The organism is Streptomyces sp. CA-288835, assembly GCF_050936385.1.
GTDB lineage: Bacteria > Actinomycetota > Actinomycetes > Streptomycetales > Streptomycetaceae > Streptomyces.
Window position 1 is genome coordinate 9031299 of record NZ_JBNJMW010000001.1, and the last position, 21941, is coordinate 9053239.

The 21941-nt window shown below is 70.1% G+C and carries 15 protein-coding genes; 8 read left to right on the forward strand and 7 right to left on the reverse strand.

Annotated elements, in window-relative coordinates:
- The first annotated feature begins 111 nt into the window (after window positions 1-111).
- Window positions 112-1770: an IS200/IS605 family accessory protein TnpB-related protein gene (locus tag ACQEVY_RS40740; protein ID WP_432954957.1), complete on the forward strand. Its 1659-nt coding sequence runs from the start codon at window positions 112-114 to the stop codon at window positions 1768-1770.
- 176 nt (window positions 1771-1946) lie between these two features.
- Here the strand turns inward: ACQEVY_RS40740 and ACQEVY_RS40745 are convergent, their stop codons facing one another.
- The 4 genes from ACQEVY_RS40745 to ACQEVY_RS40760 form a co-directional block, all read right to left on the reverse strand.
- On the reverse strand, window positions 1947-3008 hold the full coding sequence (locus ACQEVY_RS40745; protein ID WP_432954958.1) for an iron-siderophore ABC transporter substrate-binding protein: 1062 nt from the start codon (window positions 3006-3008) through the stop codon (window positions 1947-1949).
- Window positions 3008-4882, reverse strand: coding sequence for an ABC transporter ATP-binding protein (locus ACQEVY_RS40750; RefSeq protein ID WP_432955653.1), 1875 nt, complete (start codon window positions 4880-4882; stop codon window positions 3008-3010). Before ACQEVY_RS40750 ends, ACQEVY_RS40745 begins: the two co-directional genes overlap by 1 nt.
- 41 nt (window positions 4883-4923) lie before the next feature.
- A complete protein-coding gene (locus tag ACQEVY_RS40755; protein ID WP_432955655.1) occupies window positions 4924-6639 on the reverse strand; it encodes an ABC transporter ATP-binding protein in 1716 nt (571 codons plus the stop codon).
- A gap of 153 nt (window positions 6640-6792) precedes the next feature.
- Window positions 6793-8175, reverse strand: coding sequence for a lysine N(6)-hydroxylase/L-ornithine N(5)-oxygenase family protein (locus ACQEVY_RS40760; RefSeq protein ID WP_432954960.1), 1383 nt, complete (start codon window positions 8173-8175; stop codon window positions 6793-6795).
- 85 nt (window positions 8176-8260) lie between these two features.
- On the opposite strand from ACQEVY_RS40760, the gene ACQEVY_RS40765 reads away from it, so the two are divergent.
- Together ACQEVY_RS40765 and ACQEVY_RS40770 are read left to right on the forward strand one after the other, a co-directional pair.
- Entirely contained in the window at window positions 8261-9208 is a 948-nt protein-coding gene (locus ACQEVY_RS40765) for a methionyl-tRNA formyltransferase (RefSeq protein WP_432954961.1), read from the forward strand.
- A 219-nt stretch (window positions 9209-9427) separates the two neighbouring features.
- Window positions 9428-10585: a Gfo/Idh/MocA family protein gene (locus tag ACQEVY_RS40770; RefSeq protein WP_432954963.1), complete on the forward strand. Its 1158-nt coding sequence runs from the start codon at window positions 9428-9430 to the stop codon at window positions 10583-10585.
- 89 nt (window positions 10586-10674) lie between these two features.
- On the opposite strand, the gene ACQEVY_RS40775 is transcribed toward ACQEVY_RS40770, so the two are convergent.
- Complete coding sequence (locus ACQEVY_RS40775) at window positions 10675-11388, reverse strand: GntR family transcriptional regulator (protein WP_432954965.1); 714 nt, start codon at window positions 11386-11388, stop codon at window positions 10675-10677.
- Between the two features lie 75 nt (window positions 11389-11463).
- Here ACQEVY_RS40775 and manD point away from each other — a divergent pair, with 75 nt between their 5' ends.
- From manD to ACQEVY_RS40800, 5 genes are all read left to right on the forward strand, one after another.
- A complete protein-coding gene (gene manD / locus ACQEVY_RS40780; protein ID WP_432954967.1) occupies window positions 11464-12723 on the forward strand; it encodes a D-mannonate dehydratase ManD in 1260 nt (419 codons plus the stop codon).
- Window positions 12720-14171: a mannitol dehydrogenase family protein gene (locus tag ACQEVY_RS40785; RefSeq protein WP_432954969.1), complete on the forward strand. Its 1452-nt coding sequence runs from the start codon at window positions 12720-12722 to the stop codon at window positions 14169-14171. Before manD ends, ACQEVY_RS40785 begins: the two co-directional genes overlap by 4 nt.
- An 82-nt stretch (window positions 14172-14253) precedes the next feature.
- Window positions 14254-15708: an MFS transporter gene (locus ACQEVY_RS40790; RefSeq protein WP_432954970.1), complete on the forward strand. Its 1455-nt coding sequence runs from the start codon at window positions 14254-14256 to the stop codon at window positions 15706-15708.
- Window positions 15705-16784 carry an L-idonate 5-dehydrogenase gene (locus ACQEVY_RS40795; RefSeq protein WP_432954972.1) on the forward strand — a complete coding sequence of 360 codons (1080 nt, stop codon included), beginning with the start codon at window positions 15705-15707 and terminating at the stop codon, window positions 16782-16784. Before ACQEVY_RS40790 ends, ACQEVY_RS40795 begins: the two co-directional genes overlap by 4 nt.
- 152 nt (window positions 16785-16936) lie before the next feature.
- A complete protein-coding gene (locus tag ACQEVY_RS40800) occupies window positions 16937-18265 on the forward strand; it encodes an enolase C-terminal domain-like protein (RefSeq protein WP_432954973.1) in 1329 nt (442 codons plus the stop codon).
- Between the two features lie 70 nt (window positions 18266-18335).
- Here the strand turns inward: ACQEVY_RS40800 and kstD are convergent, their stop codons facing one another.
- Together kstD and ACQEVY_RS40810 are read right to left on the reverse strand one after the other, a co-directional pair.
- Complete coding sequence (gene kstD, locus ACQEVY_RS40805; RefSeq protein WP_432954975.1) at window positions 18336-20150, reverse strand: 3-oxosteroid 1-dehydrogenase; 1815 nt, start codon at window positions 20148-20150, stop codon at window positions 18336-18338.
- 329 nt (window positions 20151-20479) lie between these two features.
- On the reverse strand, window positions 20480-21907 hold the full coding sequence (locus tag ACQEVY_RS40810) for a glycoside hydrolase family 43 protein (RefSeq protein ID WP_432954977.1): 1428 nt from the start codon (window positions 21905-21907) through the stop codon (window positions 20480-20482).
- Window positions 21908-21941 lie beyond the last annotated feature (34 nt).

A 21941-nucleotide genomic window follows, 5' to 3' on the forward strand; every position in this document is an offset into this window, starting at 1 on the left:
GGAGGGGGAACGGAGGTGCTGGTGTCGAATGCGTGACCTTTCCGGGTTGGCTTCGTTGGATGCGGTGACCGGGTTGGGGGTTTGCGAGGCGGGGCTGGGCGGGGGTGTCGGGTGGGCGGGCTGCGGGAAGTGGCGGAGCCGTTCGTGGCGTCCGGACCGGCCGGTGTCGCGATCCGTACCCGGATCAAGCAGCTGACGCCCCAGGACGAGAAGGTCCTGCGCCTGGTGGGTGCGCATCTGGGCGCGTTGGCCTCGAAGGACCTCAAGGCGCGGTGTGCGGACGGTCTGGAGCACTCCACCGAGACCTGGGCGGCCAGGAAGCGTGCGCTGACGCCAGCAGCGTCTTCGCGTTGGGCCGGGGCGATCACCAAGGCGTCGCATGATCAGTGGGCGCTGTCCCGCCGCTGCCAGCTCGCCCACATCCAGTCCCTGGAAGCCGGCATCGCCACGATCGAGCACCGGCTGGCACAACCGGTCGGGGCGAAGGGGACGAAGAACGAGCCGGGTGGCTATCGCAGCAGGCAGGAGTGGTTCGCCAAGTCCCGCCGCCTGCACGTCCTTTCGGACCGGCTGGAGCGGGCACGGGCCGACCGTGCGGCCGGGAGGGTGCATGTGGTGCGCGGCGGTAAGCGCCTGGCCCGTACCCGGCACCATCTGCAGGCGGCACAGCTCACCGAGGACCAGTGGCGCGAGCGGTGGGAGTGCAAGCGGTGGTTCCTCCAGGCCGACGGCGAGTCCGGCAGGCGGTACGGCAATGAGACCCTGCGTGTCACCCCGGAGGGCCGGTTGAGCATCAAGCTGCCCGCTCCGCTGAGGGACCTGGCGAACGCGCCGCACGGCCGGTACGTCCTTGCCGGGACCGTTCGCTTCACCCACCGACACGCCGAGTGGGCCGACCGGGTCGAGGTCAACCGGGCCGTCGCCTACCGCATCCACTACGACACCGGCCGGAACCGCTGGTATGTGACCGCCGCCTGGCAGTCCCCGCCGGCCAGGATCATCCCGCTGGAGGCCGCCCTCGCCGACGGGGTGATCGCGGTGGACACCAACGCCGACCACCTGGCCGCCTGGCGCCTGGACGTGCACGGCAACCCCATCGGCCATCCCCGGCACTTCTTCTACGACCTGACCGGCACCGCCGCTCACCGCGACGCGCAGGTCCGGCACGCCCTGACCCGGCTGCTGCACTGGGCCAAGGCCTGCGGCGTGGCCGCGATCGCCGTCGAAGACCTGGACTTCACCGCCCAGAAGACCCGTGAGAAGCACGGCCGCCGCACGCGGTTCCGGCAGCTGATCTCCGGCATGCCCACCGGCAGACTGCGGGCCCGGCTGTCCTCGATGGCCGACACCCTGGGCATCGCCGTCATCGCGGTCGACCCCGCGTACACCTCGAAATGGGGCGCCCAGCACTGGCAAAAGCCCCTCACCGGCAAGAACCGCACCACCACACGCCACGACGCGGCCGCCGTGGCGATCGGCAGGCGCGCCCAGGGACACCGGATCCGGCTGGGGGCACCTCCCAGCGGTAGCTGGGGGAGGACGGCACCGCCCCCACAGCACCGGAGTGATGCGGTGGGGCATCGGACCGTCCAGGCCCCATCCGGCATCCCCGGGCGTGAGGGACCCCGCCCCCGCATTCCCGGACCACGGACACGATCCGTCGGCGCCGGATGCGGAGCGAACGCGGGCAACCAGAACGCCCAACACCGTTCGGGGCGTTCGGCTGAGCATGAGTCCTGGCAACAGGACTCACCTCCGCTCAGCCCCTAGGAACGGTACGAGTCGACGACTGGTGGTCCCTAACCTAATAACTACGCGCCCCTGAAGAAGGCGGCAGGCCTTCTTCAGGGGCGCGGGGCTGTGTCAATTTGCGGCTCCGCCGCGTGGGCGCGACCAGCCACGACGAACCCGCAGCTTCGAACACTTCCCAGCGGAGCAGCCAGCGTTCAGGACGCGGGCTGCTCCACCTTCGTGGCGGTGTCGCCATCAACAGCCGCAGCCAGCTGCGGAACCAGCCGCTCCAACATGTACGGCAGGCTCAGCACCGACACGAACGAGACGGAGTTTCCGTAGTCGCTCGCCTCCTTGACGAAGACCTCACGGTCCTGCTTCGCCACGTTCAAGTCGGCATACAGCGCGTTCTTGTTGAGCTTGGCCTCGTCCTTGGCCACATCGGAGACGATCCACACGAGGGCGTCCGTGTCCAGCAGATCGGTGCGCTCCTTGCTGATGTTGGCGCCGAACTCGTCGCCGATGACCTTGTCCAGATCCGTCGGCAGCTTGAAGCCGAGATCCGTGAGCAGCCGGGAACGCGGGTCCTGGCTGCCGAAGACGAACATGCCCTCGTACGGGGTGGCCATCACGGCGGTCTTCCCGGCGAAGTCCGGGTTGTCGGTGGCCGCCTTCTTGAAGTCGGCCTGGACGCCCTCGACGAGCTCCTTCGCCTCCGCCTCCTGGCCGAGCGCCTTGCCGATGATCTCGGTCTGCTCCTGCCACGGAACGCCGAAATCGTTGTACGCCTTCGGCTGGGCCACCACCGGAGCGAACTTCGACAGGGTCTCGTACTGCTCCTTGGTCAGACCCCCGTAGACCGCGAGGATCAGATCGGGCTTGAGCGCGGCGATCTTCTCCGTCTGCGGACCGGTGCCGGTGTCCTTCAACACCGTGGGCGCCTTCTCGCTGCCCAGCTTGTCGGCGGCCCAGGGGCCGATGGCGCCCTTGTAGCCGCCGAGCCACTCGGTGGTGCCGACGGGCACCTTGCCCAGGGCGAGCACGGCGTCCTGGTCGGTCAGACCGACCGTGACGATCCGCTTGGGCTCCGCCTTGATGGACGTACTGCCGTACTTGTGCGGGATGGACACCGGGAAGGCGCTGTTCGCGGACTCCTTGTTCCCCGCGTTCTCTGCCGATGACCCGGAATCATCTCCCGAGCCGCAGGCGGTGGTGAAGAGCAGTAGCGCGGAGACAAGCGCCGCGGCGAGGCGTGTGCCTCTGAGAGAGCCGAGCATCAGTGGTCCTTCATGGTGGTGGTTGTGTCGGGACGGTGCTGCTGCGTGGGGGGCTGATCGGCTGTGGTGCGCGTACCGGACCAGGCTTCCCACAGGGAGGCGTAGGTCCCGCCCGCCGCGCACAGCTCGTCATGGGTGCCGCTCTCCACGATCCGGCCGCCGTCCATGACGACGATCCGGTCCGCGGCCGCGGCCTGGGTGAGGCGATGTGCGACGACCAGTGCCGTGCGGCCGTCCACCGCCCGGTCGGCCGCCCGCTCCAGCAGCCGGGCTCCGGTGCTCCCGGCCTCGGCGGTCGCCTCGTCGAGCACGGCCACCGGGGGATCGGCCAACACCAGCCTCGCCAGGGCGAGTTGCTGGACCTGAGCGGGCGTGAGGCGGTGCCCGCCCTCGCCCACGACCGTGTCCAGGCCCTCGGGCAGCGTTTCGACCCAGTCCAGGGCCTCCACGGTGGCCAGGGCCGAGCGCAGCTCTTCGTCGGTCGCGTCGGCCCGCGCCAGGCGCAGATCCTCCGCGAGCGAACCGGCGAAGACATGCGTTTCCTGCGTGACCAGGGCGACCGGCAGACCCTCGCCGTTGTCGTACGTTCCGGCGCCGGCCAGATGTATCGAGCCGGACGTCGGGGCGTGTACGCCCGCGATGAGCTTGGCCAGGGTTGTCTTGCCGGCGCCGCTCGGGCCGACCAGGGCCACGCGTTCGCCGGCCCGGAGCGTCAGGTCCACCTCGTGCAGGACGGGGCGGCCGGGCTCGTACGCGTGGTCGATGCCGGTCACGGTGACGGTGCCGTCCGCCGCCGTGCCCGGCTCCCGCCGCTGGTGCGGTTTCGCCGTCTCGTCCGGCTCGGGGTCGGGCTGGTCGGCGACGCCGACCAGCCGGGCGAGCGCGGCGGTCGCCGACTGCGCGTCGTCGAGCAGCACGAGCGCGGCGTTGATCGGGGCGAACAGGCTGTGGAAGTACAGGGCCGCGGCGGTCGCGGTGCCGATGGACACCGAGTCGGCGCGCACCAGCAGGAACCCGGTGACGAGGACCGCGGCGAGGCCGATGAACTCGCCCACGTGCAGCCGGTTGTAGAAGCCCAGCACCAGCTTCACTCCGCGCAGCGTCAGCTCGACCGCCGCCGACGACCGCCGGGTCACGTGTTCGGTGTGCTGCTCCTCCAGCCGGAAGGCCCGTACCGTACTCGCCCCGGAGATGGAGTCGAGGAGCTGCTGCTGCTGAGTGCCCGTCGCGATGCGTTGACGGGCGTAGAGCGGCACGGCATGGCGTACGTACCAACGGGCGGTGTGCGCCTGGACGGGCACCGCGAGGAGGGCCGCCAGCAGGAAACGCCAGTCCAGCGCCGCCATCGCGCCGAGCGTCAGCACGATGGCCAGTAGCGAACGGGCCAGTTCGGGCAGGGCGTTGCGCACCGCCTCAGCCACCACCGAGACGTCCCGGGTGACTCGGGCGGTGAGGTCTCCGGCGCCCGCCTTCTCCACCTGTTCCAGCGGCAGCCGCAGCGCCTTCTCCACGAAACGCTCGCGCAGTTGCGCCAGCAGGGTCTCGCCGAGCCGGGAGACCAGCGTCAGGCCCAGCGCGGTGGTGCCGCCCTGGGCGAGGGCGACCAGCACCAAGAGGACGACGGGAGCCGTCACGTCCCCGGGCGGGCGCCCCTCGGCCACCACATCCACGATGCGGCCAAGGAGCGGCTGGACGAGCAGCCCCACACCGGTGGCCGCGACCATCACCGCGAAGCTGCCGAGCGCCAAACCCCGGCGCGGACGCACCAGTTCGCGGACGGCGGCACGGGTACGGGCGCCGGTCGCGGTGGGCAGCAGTTCTCGGGAGTCGGGCGCCTGCTCGTCCGTGTCGAGGCCGGGGTCTGTGCCGGTCATCGCTTTCTTGTTCCCGCCGTTCCCGTTCTCTGACGTGCCGCTCATGACAGCACCGCCGCGCGGTACGCCTCGTGACGGCGTACCAGGTCGGTGTGCGGGGCCGAGTCGGTGATCCGGCCGTCGTCGAGGAGTACGACCCGGTCGGTGACCGCGAGCAGCGCGGGGCTGGTGGTCACGAGCACCGTCGTTCGGCCCTTGCGGATCTCCCTCAGGCCCGCCGCGATACGGGCCTCGGTCACCGCGTCGACCGCGGTGGTCGGATCGTGGACCACCAGCACGGGCCGGTCGGCCGCCAACGCGCGGGCAAGTGCGACCCGTTGACGCTGCCCGCCCGAGAGGGACCGGCCTCGCTCACTGACCTTCGTGTCCTCCCCGTCCGGCAGGGTCTGCGCGACCTGGGCGACCCCGGCCGCGGCCATCGCCGACTCCGGATCGACGGATACGGAGTCGGCTCCGGCTCCGGCGATGACTGCGGCCGTGACGTTCTCGCGGACGGTTCCTTCGAAGAGGTCCGCGTCGTGCTCGGCCACCAGCAGGCTCGTGCGCAACTCGGCGGGGTCCAGGTCGCGTAGGGGTACGCCGTCCAGTTCGACCGTCCCGGCTTCGGGGTCGGTCTGCCGGGACAGGCAACGCAGCAGGTCGGCGGCGTGCGCGGGGTCGGTCGCGACCACGCCGAGGAGTTCGCCGGGCGCGATGTCCAGGTCCACCTCGCGCAGCCCGCCATGGCTGAGCCCGCTCAGCCGGACCGCGCCGCGCACCTGCTGCGGCAGGCTCCGGCCGCCGGACGTGACGGCTTGCGGAGTGGCCAGCACCTCCGCGATCCGGGCGGCCGAAGCCCGGCCCTGCGCGAACTCGGCATTGACCCAGGCCAGCGTCTCCAGCGGCCCGAGCAGGAAGAGCGCGAGGCCGACCGCCGACACCAACTGGCCCAGGCTGATGCTGCCTTGGGCGGCCAGTCGGCCACCGACCAGTGCGACGACGGCGATCAGACAGCCCGTCAGCGCCAGAACCATGCCGTTCTGGAAGGCCTGCGCGCGAGCGGCCCGCAAGGTCGCCTTCAGGGAGTCACGGCTGGTGGTGCGGTAACGGGCGATGGCCGTCGACTCGCCGCCGATGCCCTTCAGGATCCGCAGTCCGGCCACCAGGTCGGCGGCCACGGCCGAAGCATGCGCCGCCCGCTCCTGCTCGGCCTCGCTGCGGCTCTCCAGCGGCTTGCTCAGCAGATGCCCGAGCCAGAGCAGGATGGGCGTGCCGAGCAGCACGACCAGACCGAGCAGTACCGACGTGCGCAGCAGGACGACGGCACAGGTGAGCAGGCCCATCAGTGCCGAAATCCCGAACATCAGCGCCAAGTTGACGACGCCGACGCGCTTGGCGTCCTCGGTCGCGATATTGGCGAGCGCTCCGGGCAGCCGGCCCTCCTCGGCTCCGCCGCCGGGGTCCAGGACCCTTCGTACGAGGGTGATCCGCAGCGCGTGCTCGGCCTGTACGGAGGCCCGTTCACCGGACCAGGCGCCGATGCGGAAGCTCAACGCCAGGCCCACGTAGACCACGGCGAGGATCGCCAGCCAGAGGAGCAGGGCGCCGGTGTCGGAGTCGGTGACGGCCTGGTCGATCACGATGCCGATCAGGACCGGCACCAGTGCCTCGCCGATCTGGTGCCCGGAACCGAGGAGAGAGCCGAGCGCGACGAAGCGTCGCTGACCTCTGACCGCGTCCCTCAGGACGTCCCGTCCCGACGGATTTGAAGGACCCACCCGTACCCCTCCGGGATCGGACAAAGAGAAAAACCTAGGTGAGGCTACCCTAAGTCGATGTGTCTGCCCAGCCCGGGGCGCGCATACGACCGCCCCGGGCGCCGTCCGACGGCACGCGCGCGCGTGCCGTCGTCACGACGATGAACCGCCCTTTCAGGCCGAGGAATTGGCCGAGACGTTGGCCGAGACATCGGCCGAGGAATTGATACCCGCGGCCGCGTCGCTCGCATGGTGGGCGAGCAGGGAGTCGAGGATCTCGCCGGAGCGTACGGCGGTCGTGGACAGCAGGGTCGAGGTGAGACCGTGCGTGTGCTCGGTCGCGCCCTGCAGATAGATGCCCGCGGTGACCTCGGGTGCCGCCTCCACGCGATGGTCGCGGCCCACGCGTACGGCGTCGTCGTCATCCCGCAGGCACAACTTCGCCGTCCTGCCCAGCAGTTGGTCGAGGTCCCTCGGCCGGTAGCCCGTCGCATGGACCAGCAGGTCGGCGGAGAGCACCTCCCGCTCGCCCGTGGGGAGGAACTCGACGGTGACGTCCAGGCGGTCGTCCAGTGTGCGGACGTCCCGGATGCGGGAGACGTTGCGCATCGTCAGCCGTTCGTGGCCCTGGACCTTCTCGCGGTACATGGTGGCGTACAGCGACTCGATCAAGTCCATGTCGACCACCGAGTAGTTGGTGCTGCGGTGGTAGTCGACCAGGGACTGCTTCACCTCCGGCTTGGCCTGGAAGTACACGTCCACAGCCTCCGGGTCGAAGATCCGGTTGGCGAAGGGGCTGTCGTCGGCGGGGGTGTACCCGTACTTGGCGAAGACCGCGCAGACCTCCGCCTCGGGGAAGGAGCGGTGCAGATAGTCGACCGCCTCCGCGGCGCTCTGACCGGCTCCGAGGACCAGGATGCGGCCCACCGAGGTGCCGGCGTCGTTCAACTCGCTTACGCGCGGCACCAGTTCGCTGTTGTGCCAGATGCGGTCCGACAGCTCGGTGCCCGGCGGGAGATGGGGCTCGAGGCCGACCGCCACCGAGATGTTCCGGGCCCTGCGCACGACGGTGCGCTCCGGGTCGCCGGGGACACGGCTGATGACATCGAACCAGCGGACCTCGCCGTTCTCGGCCAGTACCGGCTCTACGGACAGGACTTCGGCGCCGTAGTCGACCTGGTGGGCGATCCGGGCGGCGGCCCACTCGAAGTACTCGTGGAACTCGATCCGCAGCGGGAAGAGTGTCTTCGCGTTGAGGAAGTCCACCAGTCTGCCGCGCTCCCGCAGGAAGCACAGGAAGCTGAAGTCGCTGGTCGGATTGCGCATCGTCACAAGGTCCTTGAGGAAGGACACCTGCATCGTGGCATCGTCAATGAGCATGCCACGGTGCCAGCCGAAGGACGGCTGGCGCTCCAGGAACCGGGCTCGGAGGCGCTGTTCGGGGGCGGCTCGGGAGTTGTGTTCCTCAACTGCGATGGCCAGTGCGAGGTTTGACGGGCCAAAACCTACGCCGATCACATCGTGGATGGCGTCCGGTTCGTCGTGCAGTGCGTTCACCGCAACTTTCCTTCCCTTAGGCGCCACTGATGTTAAATAAGGTTAGCCTTACCTTGCAATGGTGTGTCCTAGGAGAGGATCGAGTATGCGGGTCGTCATGTTCGGCTATCAGACCTGGGGGCACCGGACGCTCCAGGCTCTGCTGGAGTCCGACCACGAGGTGGTCATGGCCGTGACCCACCCCAAGAGCGACCACGTGTACGAGAAGATCTGGGACGACTCGGTGGCCGATCTCGCCGAGAAGCACGGCATCCCGGTACTGCTCCGCAACCGCCCCGACGACCCCGAACTCCTCACCGCGCTGCGGGAAGCGGAACCGGACCTGATCGTCGCCAACAACTGGCGGACCGTACTGCCCCCCGAGGTCTTCGACCTTCCGCCGCACGGCACGCTCAACATCCACGATTCGCTGCTGCCGGCGTACGCGGGCTTCTCCCCGCTGATCTGGGCGCTGATCAACGGCGAGCGGGAAGTCGGCGTCACGGCGCACCGGATGAACGCCGAACTCGACGCGGGCGACATCCTGTTGCAGCGAGCCGTTCCGGTGGGCCCCACCGACACCGTGACCGACCTGTTCCACCGCACCGTCGACCTGATCACGCCGGTCGTGACCGAGTCCCTGGACCTGATCGCCTCGGGCCGCGCCCAGTGGATCCCGCAGGACCGCAGCCGGGCCAGCTTCTTCCACAAGCGCTCACTCGAGGACAGCCGCATCGACTGGACCTGGCCCGCCGAGGACCTGGAGCGCCTGGTACGCGCCCAGTGCGACCCGTACCCCAACGCCTTCACCTACCACCGCGGCGAGCGCCTGCGCATCGTCGAGGCGGCGGTATCGGAGGCCCGTTACGGCGGCACGCCGGGCCGCATCTTCATCCGCGAGGGCGACGGCGTGGTCATCGTCGCCGGCGCCGAGGCCAGGAACGGCCGACTGCGCGGCCTGTGCGTGAAGCGGGTCCGCACGGAGGATGGCACGGAGCATGCGGCGACGGATTACTTCCGCACGATGGGGGGCTATCTCACGGCGAGGCCGTGAGATGGCATGCGGGAAGCGGCTCTGCGTCCCTTAGCGGTTCCGCGTCCCTTAGCGGTTCCGCGCCCCTTAAAGGAGGCCGCAGGCCTCCTTTAAGGGGCGCGGGGAACTGCGCGACCAGCCACAACGGACCCGCAGCTGTGAACCGCCCACCCCGCGGAGCGACGCCGCAGGCCATGAGGCAGAGTCGAGAACCGCAGGTTCTCGATCGAAGGGCTCAGCATGGTGAATACGCTCGGCGTAGCCGTCATCGGCTTCGGCTGGATGGGCCGCGTGCACACGCAGGCGTACGCCCGCCTGCCGCACCACTTCCCGCAACTGGCCCTGTGGCCCCAACTGATCACCGTCGCGGACGAGGTGCCCGGCCGGGCTGAGGAAGCGGCGGAGCGGTACGGCTTCGCCTCCGCGGCCCGCGACTGGCGGGAAGTAGCCGCCGACCCGCGGGTGCGCGCGGTGAGCATCACCGCCCCCAACTTCCTGCACCGCGAGATCGGCGTGACGATGGCCGAGGCCGGCAAGCACATCTGGATCGAGAAGCCGGTGGGCCTGACCGCCGAAGACGCCAAGGCCGTCGCCGACGCCCTCGGCAAGGCCGGCCTCCAGGGCACGGTCGGCTTCAACTACCGCAACGCGCCCGCCGTCGAGGCCGCCCGCGAACTGGTCGCCGCCGGCGAGATCGGCACGGTCACCCACGTACGCATCCGACTGTTCAGCGACTACGCGGCCCACCCCGAGGGCGCCCTGACCTGGCGCTACGAGCGGGAGCGCGGCGGCGCCGGAGTCCTGGGCGACCTGGCCTCACACGGCGTCGACCTGGCCCGCTTCCTGCTCGGGGAGATCACCTCCCTCACCGCCGACACCGCCGTCTTCATCCCCGAGCGGGCCCGCCCCACCGGCGCCACCGCCGGTCACACCCTGGCCTCCGGCGGCGAACTCGGCCCGGTGGAGAACGAGGACTACGTCAACTGCCTCCTCCGTTTCGCCTCCGGCGCCCGCGGCGTCCTGGAGGCAAGCCGCGTCTCGGTCGGCGAGCAGAACAACTACGGCTTCGAGATCCACGGCACCACCGGCGCGGTCTCCTGGGACTACCGCCGCATGGGAGAACTCACCGTCAGCCGCGGCACCAGCTACCAGGACCAGCCCATGAGCACCCTGTACGTAGGCCCAGGCCACGGCGAGTACGCGGCCTTCCAGCCGGGCTCGGCCAACAGCATGGGCTACGACGACCTGAAGGTCATCGAGGCGTACCACTTCCTGCGCTCGATCGCAGAGGGCACCCCGTACGGCCCGACGGCAGCCGACGCCGTCGCAAGCGCGGCGGCACTGGACGCCATGGCACGCTCCGCCGAACAGGGAACGTGGGTGAGCTTGGCGCCATGAGGACTGGCTGATCGGCGCGGTGGCCTTTCTGTTCCCGCACGCCGTGCCCTGGTGGAGTACGGCTGGGCGCTCATTCCCGGGCAGGGCGGCTACTCCCACACCACCACATTCCGCCGCACCGGCGCCTTCGTGGGGCCCGAGGCGAACAGTTCCGGTGAGTGGGCGCGGATGCGTTCGATGTCGCTGAACACCGCCCTCAGGTGGGCGCGCATGGCCGTGCGCGCGAGCGGCACGTCACCGCCGACGACCGCGTCGAAGATCTCGTGATGCTGGGCGGCGAACACGGCGGGTGACACGTTCTCGTGGAGGCCGAGGCGCCGGGCCCGGTCCAGATGCCCCTTGGCGGCGGCGACCGTCGTCCACGCGTTGCCATGGCCGCTCAGCCTCATCAGTCCCTGATGGAACGCCTCGTCCAGCTCGAAGAACTCCTCGAGTCCGAGGTCGGCCCGCTTCTGCTGCTCGAGATTGCCGCGCAGCTCCGTCACGACCGCGGGGTCGAGTTCCGGCGGCAGGTCGTCCAGTGAGGCGAGTTCGACGGCTTCCCGCAGGAACTGCGCGTCCGCGACCTGCGCCGGGTCCACCCGGGAGACGAACGACCCGATCTTCGGGAAGACCTGCACCAGTCCCTCCTGCGCGAGAAGGATCAGGCTCTCCCGGACCGGCGTGCGGCTCACCCCGAGCGATGCCGCCAGCTCGTTCTCCGACAGGGGGGCGCCGGGCGGGAGTTCGAGGGTCAGCACCATCTGACGCAAGGTCGTGTAGATCGCGCGCCGGTTCGTCCGCTGCCGCTGGGGTTGGGCCATGGCCCCATCGTATCGACGCCACAGGTATTGCCGTACTGCGCGACAGCTGCTTGTATACAAGTACTTCGCGACACCATGGATCGGCATCGTGGATCAGATCGACATCGTGGATCAGGAGGAGCACCGGTGAGCAAGATCGAGCGCGCCGAGGTGTTCGTCGCCTCTCCCGGGCGCACGTTCGTCACGCTGCGCATCACCACGACCGACGGCGTGACCGGCCTCGGCGACGCCACGCTCAACGGCCGTGAGCTGGCCGTCGCCAGTTATCTGCGCGACCACCTCGTCCCGCTGCTGATCGGCAAGGATCCCGCCCGGATCGAGGACATGTGGCAGTTCCTCTACCGGGGCGCCTACTGGCGGCGCGGTCCCGTCACCATGACGGCCATCGCGGCCGTCGACACCGCGCTGTGGGACATCAAGGGCAAGACCGCCGGGCTCCCCGTCTACGAGCTCCTCGGCGGCCGGTCCCGGGACGGCGTCCTCGTCTATTCGCACGCCAGCGGCACGGACGTACCTTCCCTGCTGGACGACGTCGAGCGCTATCTGGAGCTCGGCTACCGAGCGGTCCGGGCGCAGGCCGCGGTACCCGAGGTCGGCGGTACGTACGGCATCCGCAAGGGCAAGGTCTACGAACCCGCCGCCACGGAACTTCCCGACGAACAGCCCTGGGACACCGAGGCCTACCTCGGCTTCGCACCCACGTATCTCGAAGCGGTGCGGGAGCGCTTCGGCTTCGGCTTCCATCTGCTGCACGACATCCACCACCGGCTCAGCCCGATCGAGGCGGCCCGCTTCGGCCGGAGCGTCGAAGCGTGCCGGCTCTTCTGGATGGAGGACCCGACCCCGGCCGAGAACCAGGAGGCCTTCCGCCTCATCCGCCGGCACACCACGACACCGATCGCGGTGGGGGAGGTGTTCAACTCGATCTGGGACGCCCAGCACCTGATCACGGAACAGCTCATCGACTACATCCGCACCACGGTTGTGCACGCGGGCGGCATCACCCACCTGCGGCGAATCTTCGACCTCGCCGCCCTCTACCACGTACGGACCGGATCCCACGGCGCGACCGATCTCTCGCCCGTGAGCATGGCCGCCGCGGTGCACCTCGACATCGCCGTGCCGAACTTCGGCATCCAGGAGTACATGGGCCACCCGGACGAGACCGGCGAGGTGTTCCGCAGCGGCGTCGCATTCGCCGACGGCATGCTGCACCCCTCGGACGAGCCCGGTCTCGGTGTCGAGTACGACGAGAAGGCCGCCGAGCGCTTCCCGTACCAGCGGCGCTACCTGCCGGTCGCGCGCCGCCTCGACGGTTCGGTGCACGACTGGTGACCGCCACCGGACTTCCACCGCTGAACCGCAAGGCGCTCGCCCGGCTCGCACCCGAACAGCGCCCCGCCGTCGACCCCGCCGAACTGCCCACCCGCGTCCTGCACTTCGGGCTCGGCGCCTTCCACCGGGCGCACCAGGCGGTCTACACCGAGAACGCCGCCGCCCGCTCCGGCGAACCCTGGGGCATCACCGCCGTCGCCCCCCGCTCGACCGAGACGGTGCACGCCCTGCGGGACCAGGACTGCCTGTACTCCCTCACCGAACGCCGGCCCGACGGCGACGTCTCCCGTGTCATCGGCGCGGTCACCGACGCGCTGTCCCTGCGCCCGGACGCCGCCGCCGTCGACGCCCTGCTCGCCGACCCCGAGGTGACGGTCGTGACGCTGACGGTCACGGAGAAGGGCTACCACCGGTCGGCGCGGACGGGCGGCCTGGACACGACGGACCGGGCAGTCGCCGCCGACCTGGCGGCAGGTCCCGAAGGTGAACTCACCACCGTGGTCGGGCGTTTGGCCGCCGGACTGGCCGCACGGATGCGCTCGGGAGCGCCGCCGATCAGCGTCGTGTCCTGCGACAACATGGCCTCCAACGGCGTCGTACTCGGCCAGGTCGTCTCCGACTTCGTACGCGCCGCCGCCTGGCCGGACCGTGCGGAGATCCTGGATCGGATGTCCGAGGCGGTGGCCTTTCCCTCGACCGTCGTGGACCGGATCGTGCCCGCGACGACCGACGCGGACCGGGCGGCGGCCGGTGCCGCGCTCGGTGTGCACGACGCGGTCCCCGTGGTGGGCGAGCCCTACCGGCAGTGGGTCCTGGAGGACTCCTTCGCCGCGCCCCGGCCGCCCTGGGAACTGGACGGCGCCCTGTTCGTGCCGGACGTCGCGCCGTACCAGCTCACCAAGTTGCGGCTGCTCAACGGCTCCCACTCCGCGCTGGCCTACCTCGGCCTGGCCGCGGGCCGCACCACCATCGCCGACGCCATGGCGACCGACTGGGGCGAGCGCCTGGTCCGGTCCCTGTGCGCGGAGGTCGCTCCTACCCTGCCGGACGGAGGTCCCGACCCGGGGGCGTACGCCGATGACCTCGTCGTACGTTTCAGCAATCCCGCCATGCGGCATCTGCTGCGGCAGATCGGCTCCGACGGATCGCTGAAGATCACGGAACGCTGGCTGCCCGTCCTGCGTTCCCTGCGGGCGCGAGGCGCGGCCACCCCCGTGCTCGAACTCGCCCTCGCCGGCTGGGTCGACGCCACCCGCCCGCCCACCGACATCACCGACCCCGCACACGACGCGCTCGCCGCCTGCTGGGACTCGGCCGCGCCGCCCGCGACGACCGTGAGCGTGCTGCTGCGCGTAGTCGGAGCGGCGGACCTGGCAGACGACGCGGCCCTCACCGCGGCCGTCGCGGACCGGCTTCCCGCCGTACGAGCGGGCCGCGTCGAACTCTGAAGAGCTCAGCTCTCGCCATCTGAACCCCTCCCCGTCCCCACGCACCACCCGCTCAACGCAGTGCCAGAACAACGGAGTTCACATGAAGGACAGCGTCACCGCCGCACAGCCATCGAGTACGGCCCGGCGTTCGACCCGCGATCTCACCAGGGCCGCCGTCTCCGGCTGGCTCGGTACGGCCATGGAGTTCATGGACTTCCAGCTCTACTCGCTGGCCGCCGCGATCGTCTTCAACAAGATCTTCTTCCCGGACGTCAGCCCCGCGATCGGTCTGATCGCCGCGATGGCCACCTACGGCGTCGGCTACGTCGCCCGGCTCGCCGGCGCCGTCTACTTCGGCCGGATGGGAGACCGGCTGGGCCGCAAGAAGGTCCTCTACCTCACCATCCTGCTGATGGGTGCCTCCACCACGCTGATCGGCGTGCTGCCCACGTACGCCATGATCGGCATCCTCGCGCCGATCCTGCTCGTGGTGCTCCGGCTCGCGCAGGGCTTCGGTGCGGGTGCCGAGATCGCCGGAGCGACCGTCATGCTCGCCGAGTACGCCCCCGTCAGGCGGCGCGGGCTGATCTCCTCGCTGGTGTCGCTCGGCACCAACTCCGGGACGCTGGCTGCCTCCGGGCTGTGGGCGATACTGCTCGCCGTGCTCACCGAGGAGCAACTGCTGTCCTGGGGCTGGCGGTTGCCCTTCCTGCTGAGCTTCGGCCTGATGCTGTTCGCGGTCTGGCTGCGGCGGGGCCTCAAGGAGAGCCCGGTCTTCGAGGAACGCCCCGACGTGGTGAACGGCGTGGCGATGACCCGCGGCGAGGTCGAGTCGGTGATCTCCCGACAGAGCACCGAGACGAGTCCCGACAAGGGCACCGAGACGAGTCCCGAGAAGGGCACCGAAAAGATCAGCGAAAACAGCAGCGTCCTGGAAGCGGGCATCCGCCAGCGCAAGGGCAAGGCCTTCTTCCTCGCGCTCGGCCTGCGCTTCGGCCAGGCGGGCAACTCCGGCCTGATGCAGACGTTCCTGGTCGGCTACATCGCCACCAACCTCTCGGTCGGACGCTCCGTTCCCACGGACGCGATCGTGTACGGCTCGCTGCTGGGCTTCGCCACCGTGCCGGTCGTCGGCCTGCTCGGCGACCGCTACGGCCGCCGGTCGGTGTACCTCGCGCTCACCATGCTGACCATCGTCGCGGCCTTCCCGGTGATGCTGCTCATCAGCTCCGGTTCCACCCCGGCGGTCATGCTCGGCATGATCCTCGGTCTGAACATCGGTGTCCTCGGCCTCTTCTCCCTGGAGAGCGTGACGATGGCCGAACTCTTCGGATCCCGCACCCGGTTCACCCAGCTCGCGCTCGCCAAGGAGATCGGCGGCATCCTCGCCACCGCGATCGGCCCGGTCCTCGCGGCCACGCTCACGGCCGTCACCGGCAGTTGGTGGCCCATCGCCGCGATGCTCATCCTCTACTCGCTGATCACCCTGGTCAGCGCACTCCTCTCGCCCGAGACACGCGGACGCGACCTGGTCCGGCTGGAGGACGCCGTATGAGCCGTACGAGTCGTATGAGCGGTACGAGCGCGATGAAGGCCGTCGTGGTCCATGGATCGGGAGACGTACGGATCGATGAGCTGCCCCGTCCGGTGCCGGGCGAGGGCGAGGTGCTGCTGGCCATGGAGTGGGGCGGCATCTGCGGGTCCGACATCGCCTACTGGAAGTACGGGGCATCCGGCACCGCCTCGCTCAAGCACCCGATGGTCCTCGGCCACGAGGTCGCAGGCCGGATCGCCGCACTCGGCCCCGGCGTTCGAGGCCTCGTGGAGGGACAGCCGGTCACCGTCCACCCGGCCGAGCCGGTAGGTGACGGCCGGCTGCCGGAGCGGATCGCCGGACGTACGAACCTCCACCCGCGCGTCCGCTACTTCGGCTCGGCGGCCTTCCACCCGCACACCGACGGCGGCTTCAGCGAGTACCGGGCCGTGCGCGCCACGCAGATCCGGCCCCTGCCGGACGGCGTCAGCACCGAACAGGGCGCGCTGGCCGAGCCGTTGGCCGTCGCGCTGCACGCCGTCGGCCGGGTGCCCGACTTGCGCGGACGCCGCGTCCTCGTCAACGGTGCCGGGCCGATCGGCTCCCTGGTCGTCGCCGCCGCCAAGCACCGCGGGGCGGACACCGTCATCGCCGCCGACCTGGCCGCGTCCTCGCTGGCCGTCGCGCGCGCCATGGGCGCCGACGACACGCGCGAACTCTCGCGCGGCGAAGGGCTCCCCGAGGACGTGGAGGTGGTCTTCGAGGCCTCCGGCGCACCGGCCGCGCTCGGCCCCGTGCTGCGGGCCACGGCTCGCGGCGGCACCCTCGTCCAGGTCGGGAACCTGCCGGGCACGGCCGTGCCCGCAGTCCTGGGTGACCTCGTCACCCGCGAGGTCACCTGGATCGGCTCGTACCGCTTCGTCGAGGAGATCGACGACGCGCTGGCCGCCTTGCGCGACGGCCTGGATGTGACACCGGTGATCAGCCACCGCTTCCCCCTGGACCAGGCCGCGCAGGCACTGGCCGTGGCCGCCGACCCGACGAGCGCCAGCAGCAAGGTGATGCTGCGTCTGGCCGATGGACCGTCGGGTACCTGACCCCCCTTCGGCTCGGCCATTGACCTGATCGCGTTCACGAGCCTAGCCTCAATTCTCATACATGGACGTTGTCTTCATGTGAGGACAGTGACCGGCGTACTGGCCGTCGAATGGGCCCCGGACGTCCTCGACCTGCGGAGCGGAGACCAGTCATGAGCCAGCCCACCGTCACCAAGTTCTCCGTCTTCCCGGTCGCCGGACGGGACTCCATGGAGCTCAACCTCTCCGGCGCCCACGGCCCGTACTTCACGCGGAACGTCGTCGTCCTCGAGGACTCCGAAGGGCGTACGGGACTGGGGGAGGTGCCCGGCGGCGAGAAGATCACGCAGACACTGCGGGACGCCGAACCCCTAGTCGTTGGTGCACGCGTGGGCGACTACAAGCGCGTACTGCGGGCCATCGGAGACCGATTCGCGGACCGCGACCGGGGCGGGCGAGGCGGCCAGACCTTCGATCTGCGCACCACCGTGCATGCGGTCACCGCCGTCGAGTCGGCGCTGCTGGATCTCCTCGGGCAACACCTCGAAGTGCCCGTCGCCGCGCTGCTGGGCGACGGGAAGCAGCGCGATTCCGTACGGGTCCTCGGATACCTCTTCTACGTCGGCGACCCCGACCGCACCGACCTGGACTACGTACGCGAACCCGGCTCAGCCGTGGACTGGTATCGGATCCGGCACGAGGAGGCCCTGACCCCCGAGGCGATCGTCCGTCAGGCAGAGGCGACCTACGACCTGTACGGCTTCCGGGACTTCAAGCTCAAGGGCGGCGTCCTGCCCGGGAACGAGGAGGTCAAGGCCGTACGGGCGCTGAAGGAACGCTTCCCGGAAGCCCGGATCACCCTCGACCCGAACGGCGCCTGGTCCCTGCGCGAAGCCGTCGAACTGTGTAAGCCGCTGGTCGGCACGCTCGCCTACGCCGAGGATCCGTGCGGACCCGAGGGCGGCTACTCGGGGCGGGAGATCCTCGCGGAGTTCCGCCGGGCCACCGGGCTGCCCACGGCGACCAACATGATCGCCACGGACTGGCGCGAGCTGACCCACGCCCTGGCCCTCCAGTCGGTCTCCATTCCCCTCGCCGACCCGCACTTCTGGACCATGCAGGGGTCGGTACGCGTCGCCCAGCTCTGCGACGCGATGGGCCTGACCTGGGGCTGCCACTCCAACAACCACTTCGACATCTCCCTGGCGATGATGGCCCACTGCGGAGCGGCCGCGCCCGGCGAGTACAACGCCCTCGACACGCACTGGATCTGGCAGGAGGGCCTGGAACGGCTGACCACCGATCCGCCGCGGATCGTCGGCGGCGAGGTCGCCGTCCCCGACACCCCCGGCCTCGGCATCCACCTCGACAAGGACCGCCTCCTCGCGGCCCACAACCTCTACCGGGAGAAGAACCTGTCAGGCCGAGACGACGCCCTCGCGATGCGGTACCTGATCAAGGACTGGGCCTTCGACAGCAAGCGGCCTTGTCTCGTCCGCTGAACCCTCGGGTGGTTCGTGGTCGCGAGGCGGTCAGCCGTCGGCGCGTACGAAGACGGGAGCGGTTGACGGCTCACCCGCGTGCCGCGATGTCCCGTGCCGCGATGTACCCGAACGTCATCGCGGGGCCGATCGTCGAGCCCGCGCCCGCGTAGCTGCGGCCCATGACGGCGGCGCTGGCGTTGCCCGCCGCGTACAGGCCGGGGATGACCGAGCCGTCCGGGCTGAGCACCCGCGCCCGGGCGTCGGTGAGCAGGCCGCCCTTGGTGCCGAGGTCGCCCGGAACGATGCGGAAGGCGTAGTAGGGGGCCAGCCACAGCGGTGCCAGGCAGGAGTTGGGGCGGACCGAGGGGTCCGTGTAGTAGTGGTCGTACGCGCTGTCGCCGCGCCCGAAGTCGCTGTCGTCGCCGCTCCTGGCAAGGGAGTTGAAGCGGTTGACGGTGGCGCGCAGAGCGGCCGCGGGTATGTCGATCGAGGTGGCCAGCGCGTCCAGGGTCCACGCCTTGTGGACGGCGCCCGACTCGTACCAGGCGTCGGGGAACACGAAGGTCGGCGCTACGTCCTTGAAGAGGTAGCGGTTGCGGTAGTTCTGGTCGACGATCAGCCAGGCGGGGATGTGCGGGGCGTTCGGGGTGTCGCGGTCGTACATGGTGTGGACGACATCGCTGTACGGCGCGGCCTCGTTGACGAAGCGCGCTCCGGCCGCGTTGACGAGGAGCCCGCCGGGCAGGGTACGTTCGGCGAGGCAGAAGTACGGCTGGTCGGGGAGCGGAATCGCCGGGCCCCACCACGCGTCGTCCATCAACTCCAGCGCCGCGCCTGCCCGTTCACCGGCGCGGATGCCGTCGCCGGTGTTCTCCTTGGCGCCGACCGTCCACTGGGTGCCGATCGGCTGCTCCTGGTACCGCTCGCGCATGGCCGCGTTGTGCTCGAAGCCGCCCGAGCCGACGATGACGCCCCGGCGGGCGCGCAGCAGTCCGGGGGCGCCGTTCCTGGTGACGACCGCGCCGGTGACGGCGCCGTTCTCCTGGTGCAGATCGGTCAGCGGCGTGTTCAGCCACACGGGCACATTCGCCCTGAGCAGCCCGGCGCGCAGGCCCGCCGCCAGCGACTGCCCCATGGTGAGCGGCTTCTGGCCCAGCAGCGCCGCCTTCGTCCCCCGGGCCAGGCACTCGGTGGCCACGGCGAGCCCCTTCGCGCTGACCGCGGACAGGACGAGCCACTTGTAGTCGGCGCTGAAGACGACCATGCCGGCCGGGACCGTCATGTACGCCGGGTTCAGGCGGGCCAGCTCCGCACCCAGGATGTTCCCGTCGAGTTGGTCGGGCTCGATGGAACGGCCCTGCGCCAGCCCGCCGGGCAACTCCGGGTAGTAGTCGCTGTAGCCCTCCATCCACCGGAAGCGCAGCGGGCTGTTGGCCATGACGAAGGAGAGCATGGCGGGCCCGTGGTCGAGGAAGGCCTTCTGCCGGTCGACCGGGACGTCGTCGCCGACCACGGCCGCGAGATACGTGGCGGCCTTCGCCGGGGTGTCGGGCACCCCGGCGCCCAGGATGACGGAGTTGTTCGGGATCCAGATACCCGCGCCGGAACGGGCCGCCGAGCCGCCGAAGGTGCCAGCCTTCTCCACGACGACGCACGTCAGGCCCTGCTTGGCGGCGGTGAGCGCGGCCGTCATACCGGCGGCTCCGGAGCCGATGACCACGACGTCGTACGTGCCGAGGATGGGCAGATCGGCGGCGTCGGCGGCGTCGGCGTAGGGGCCGCCGGGATACGGCAGCCCGCCGGCGAGGGCGAGCCCGACGCCGGCGCCGGCGGCACCGATCACCCGGCGACGCGAGGGGGCGGAGTGCGACGTACGTCTGACGGGATCAGCGTGAGTGGACATGGCAGGTCTCTCCAGTCTGGTCAGGGAAAGGGAGGCCGTGCTGTGCTGCCCGGGACACGAGGGTTCCCGGCGCCCCGTTTCTGATGCAGAGTCAGGAATGTGGCGCGGGAACGGGGGTGAAGTCAAGGGGTACGCCACCCCGAGCGGCATACGCCGTGCGGAGCCCAGCATGCGGAGCCCGGCACTCCTCCCGTACGACCGCTTCAGGACAGCTCCACGCCCGCTGGGATCGCAGCGCGGACGGCCTGCGATCCCAGTGGCCTCGTGGTCGGCGCGACGTGTGCCCGCCGATACGCATGCAGATCTGTGGGACGGGACTGCCGTGCAGGTCAGAGCGGATTCACGGGTACGAATGAGCTGTCCTGGCGGAACACTGCGGAGCCGTCCGCCGGGTCCACCCGCAGCTGGAAGCCGTAATGGCGCAGGTAGTAGCCCGGGTAGTTGTACGACTCGAAGCGGACGGAGCCGCTCGCGGTGCCCGTACGGGCGATGTACGTGGCGTCCCTGGCGAACGTCGACGAGCCGTTGTTCGCGTCGAAGCGAGCCCGGAAGTCCCAGTGACGCAGATAGTTCCCGGCCGCGTTGCGGAAGGAGTAGCCGCCCGCGTCGGCGAGACCCGGCACGACCGTGAACGTGGCCGCCTGCCTCTCCGCGGCGCTGCTCGAGGAGCTCACCACGGGCAGGTTGAGCAGGGCGGACTGCTCCTTCCAGTAGCGGGTGGTGTAGTTGGCCGAGCGCAGCGAGCGGCTGACGTTCGTCGGCAGGTTCACCCCGCCGGAGACCGTCTCCTTGAGCACGGTGAAGTGGCGTGCCGTGCCGGAGATCGACGGCAGCCTCTTCGGGGCGCTCCAGGTGGCGAACGTGTCGTAGCTGTCGGAGTAGTAGTAACTGCCGTCGCCGTAGCCGTCGAAGAAGATCCGCCACGCACCGTTGTCGAGCTGGATCAGCGCGGCGCCCTCGCGGGTGCTGCCCCAGCCCGCCCAGTTGCCGGTCCTGCGGATGGTGTACGGGCCGTTGAGGGCGGTGGCGGTGGCGTACTCGATGTACTTCGTCGTCTCGTTCTTCGTGAACGCGTGGTAGGTGGAGCCGAGCTTCACGATGAACGTGTCGATGTGGTTGGCGCCGATGCCCGACAGGGCCACGGGTGAACTCCAGGCGGTGAGCGCGGAGTTGGTGGCCCTCAGCCGGTACGGAGTGAAGATCCACTGGTCGTTGGTGGTCGAGCAGGACAGGATGATGTTCACGCTGCCGTCGCTGTCGACGAACCACTCGGGCGCCCAGGCGCGCGACAGGTTCGCGATGGGGACGGTGTAGTCGTACAGGAACGTCCAGTTGACCCGGTCCGAGCTGCGGGCGAAGCCGATGGTGGTGCTGGTGTCCTGCCAGGTGCGGGTGGTGTACGTGACGTAGTAGTAGCCATTGGAGTGCCGGAAGATGCTGGCGTCCCGGATCCGGCCCGCCGGCGGGGTGTACGCGGACGCCTTCACGAGCCGGAAGTCGGTGGCGTCGTCGGACTCGTACACATTGACCGTGGCATCGGTGCTGTTGAGGAACGGCATGATGGTGTAGCGGGTGGCGGAGCCGCGGGGCGGTGCCGCGGCCACGGCCGAGCCGAGCGTTCCGGGCAGTGCGCCCAGCAGGACCGCCGAAGCGGGGAGGGCGGCCATCGCCCGCAGCACGCCACGGCGGGACGGCGTCAGGGAGTTCGGGGATCTGGTGTCGTTCGGTACGGCGGCAGGTCTGTCCGGTGTATTCATGTGCGGCTCTCCTCGGTGTGCTTTGTTCTCGTGG

Excerpts from the sequence above, each read along its gene's own strand:
- ACQEVY_RS40745 (WP_432954958.1), bottom strand. The coding sequence starts at position 3,008 with ATGCTCGGCTCTCTCAGAGGCACACGCCTCGCCGCGGCGCTTGTCTCC.
- ACQEVY_RS40750 (WP_432955653.1), bottom strand. The coding sequence starts at position 4,882 with ATGACCGGCACAGACCCCGGCCTCGACACGGACGAGCAGGCGCCCGAC.
- ACQEVY_RS40765 (WP_432954961.1), top strand. The coding sequence starts at position 8,261 with ATGCGGGTCGTCATGTTCGGCTATCAGACCTGGGGGCACCGGACGCTC.
- ACQEVY_RS40770 (WP_432954963.1), top strand. The coding sequence starts at position 9,428 with ATGGTGAATACGCTCGGCGTAGCCGTCATCGGCTTCGGCTGGATGGGC.
- ACQEVY_RS40775 (WP_432954965.1), bottom strand. The coding sequence starts at position 11,388 with ATGGCCCAACCCCAGCGGCAGCGGACGAACCGGCGCGCGATCTACACG.
- manD (WP_432954967.1), top strand. The coding sequence starts at position 11,464 with ATGGATCGGCATCGTGGATCAGATCGACATCGTGGATCAGGAGGAGCA.
- ACQEVY_RS40790 (WP_432954970.1), top strand. The coding sequence starts at position 14,254 with ATGAAGGACAGCGTCACCGCCGCACAGCCATCGAGTACGGCCCGGCGT.
- ACQEVY_RS40795 (WP_432954972.1), top strand. The coding sequence starts at position 15,705 with ATGAGCCGTACGAGTCGTATGAGCGGTACGAGCGCGATGAAGGCCGTC.
- ACQEVY_RS40800 (WP_432954973.1), top strand. The coding sequence starts at position 16,937 with ATGAGCCAGCCCACCGTCACCAAGTTCTCCGTCTTCCCGGTCGCCGGA.
- kstD (WP_432954975.1), bottom strand. The coding sequence starts at position 20,150 with ATGTCCACTCACGCTGATCCCGTCAGACGTACGTCGCACTCCGCCCCC.
- ACQEVY_RS40810 (WP_432954977.1), bottom strand. The coding sequence starts at position 21,907 with ATGAATACACCGGACAGACCTGCCGCCGTACCGAACGACACCAGATCC.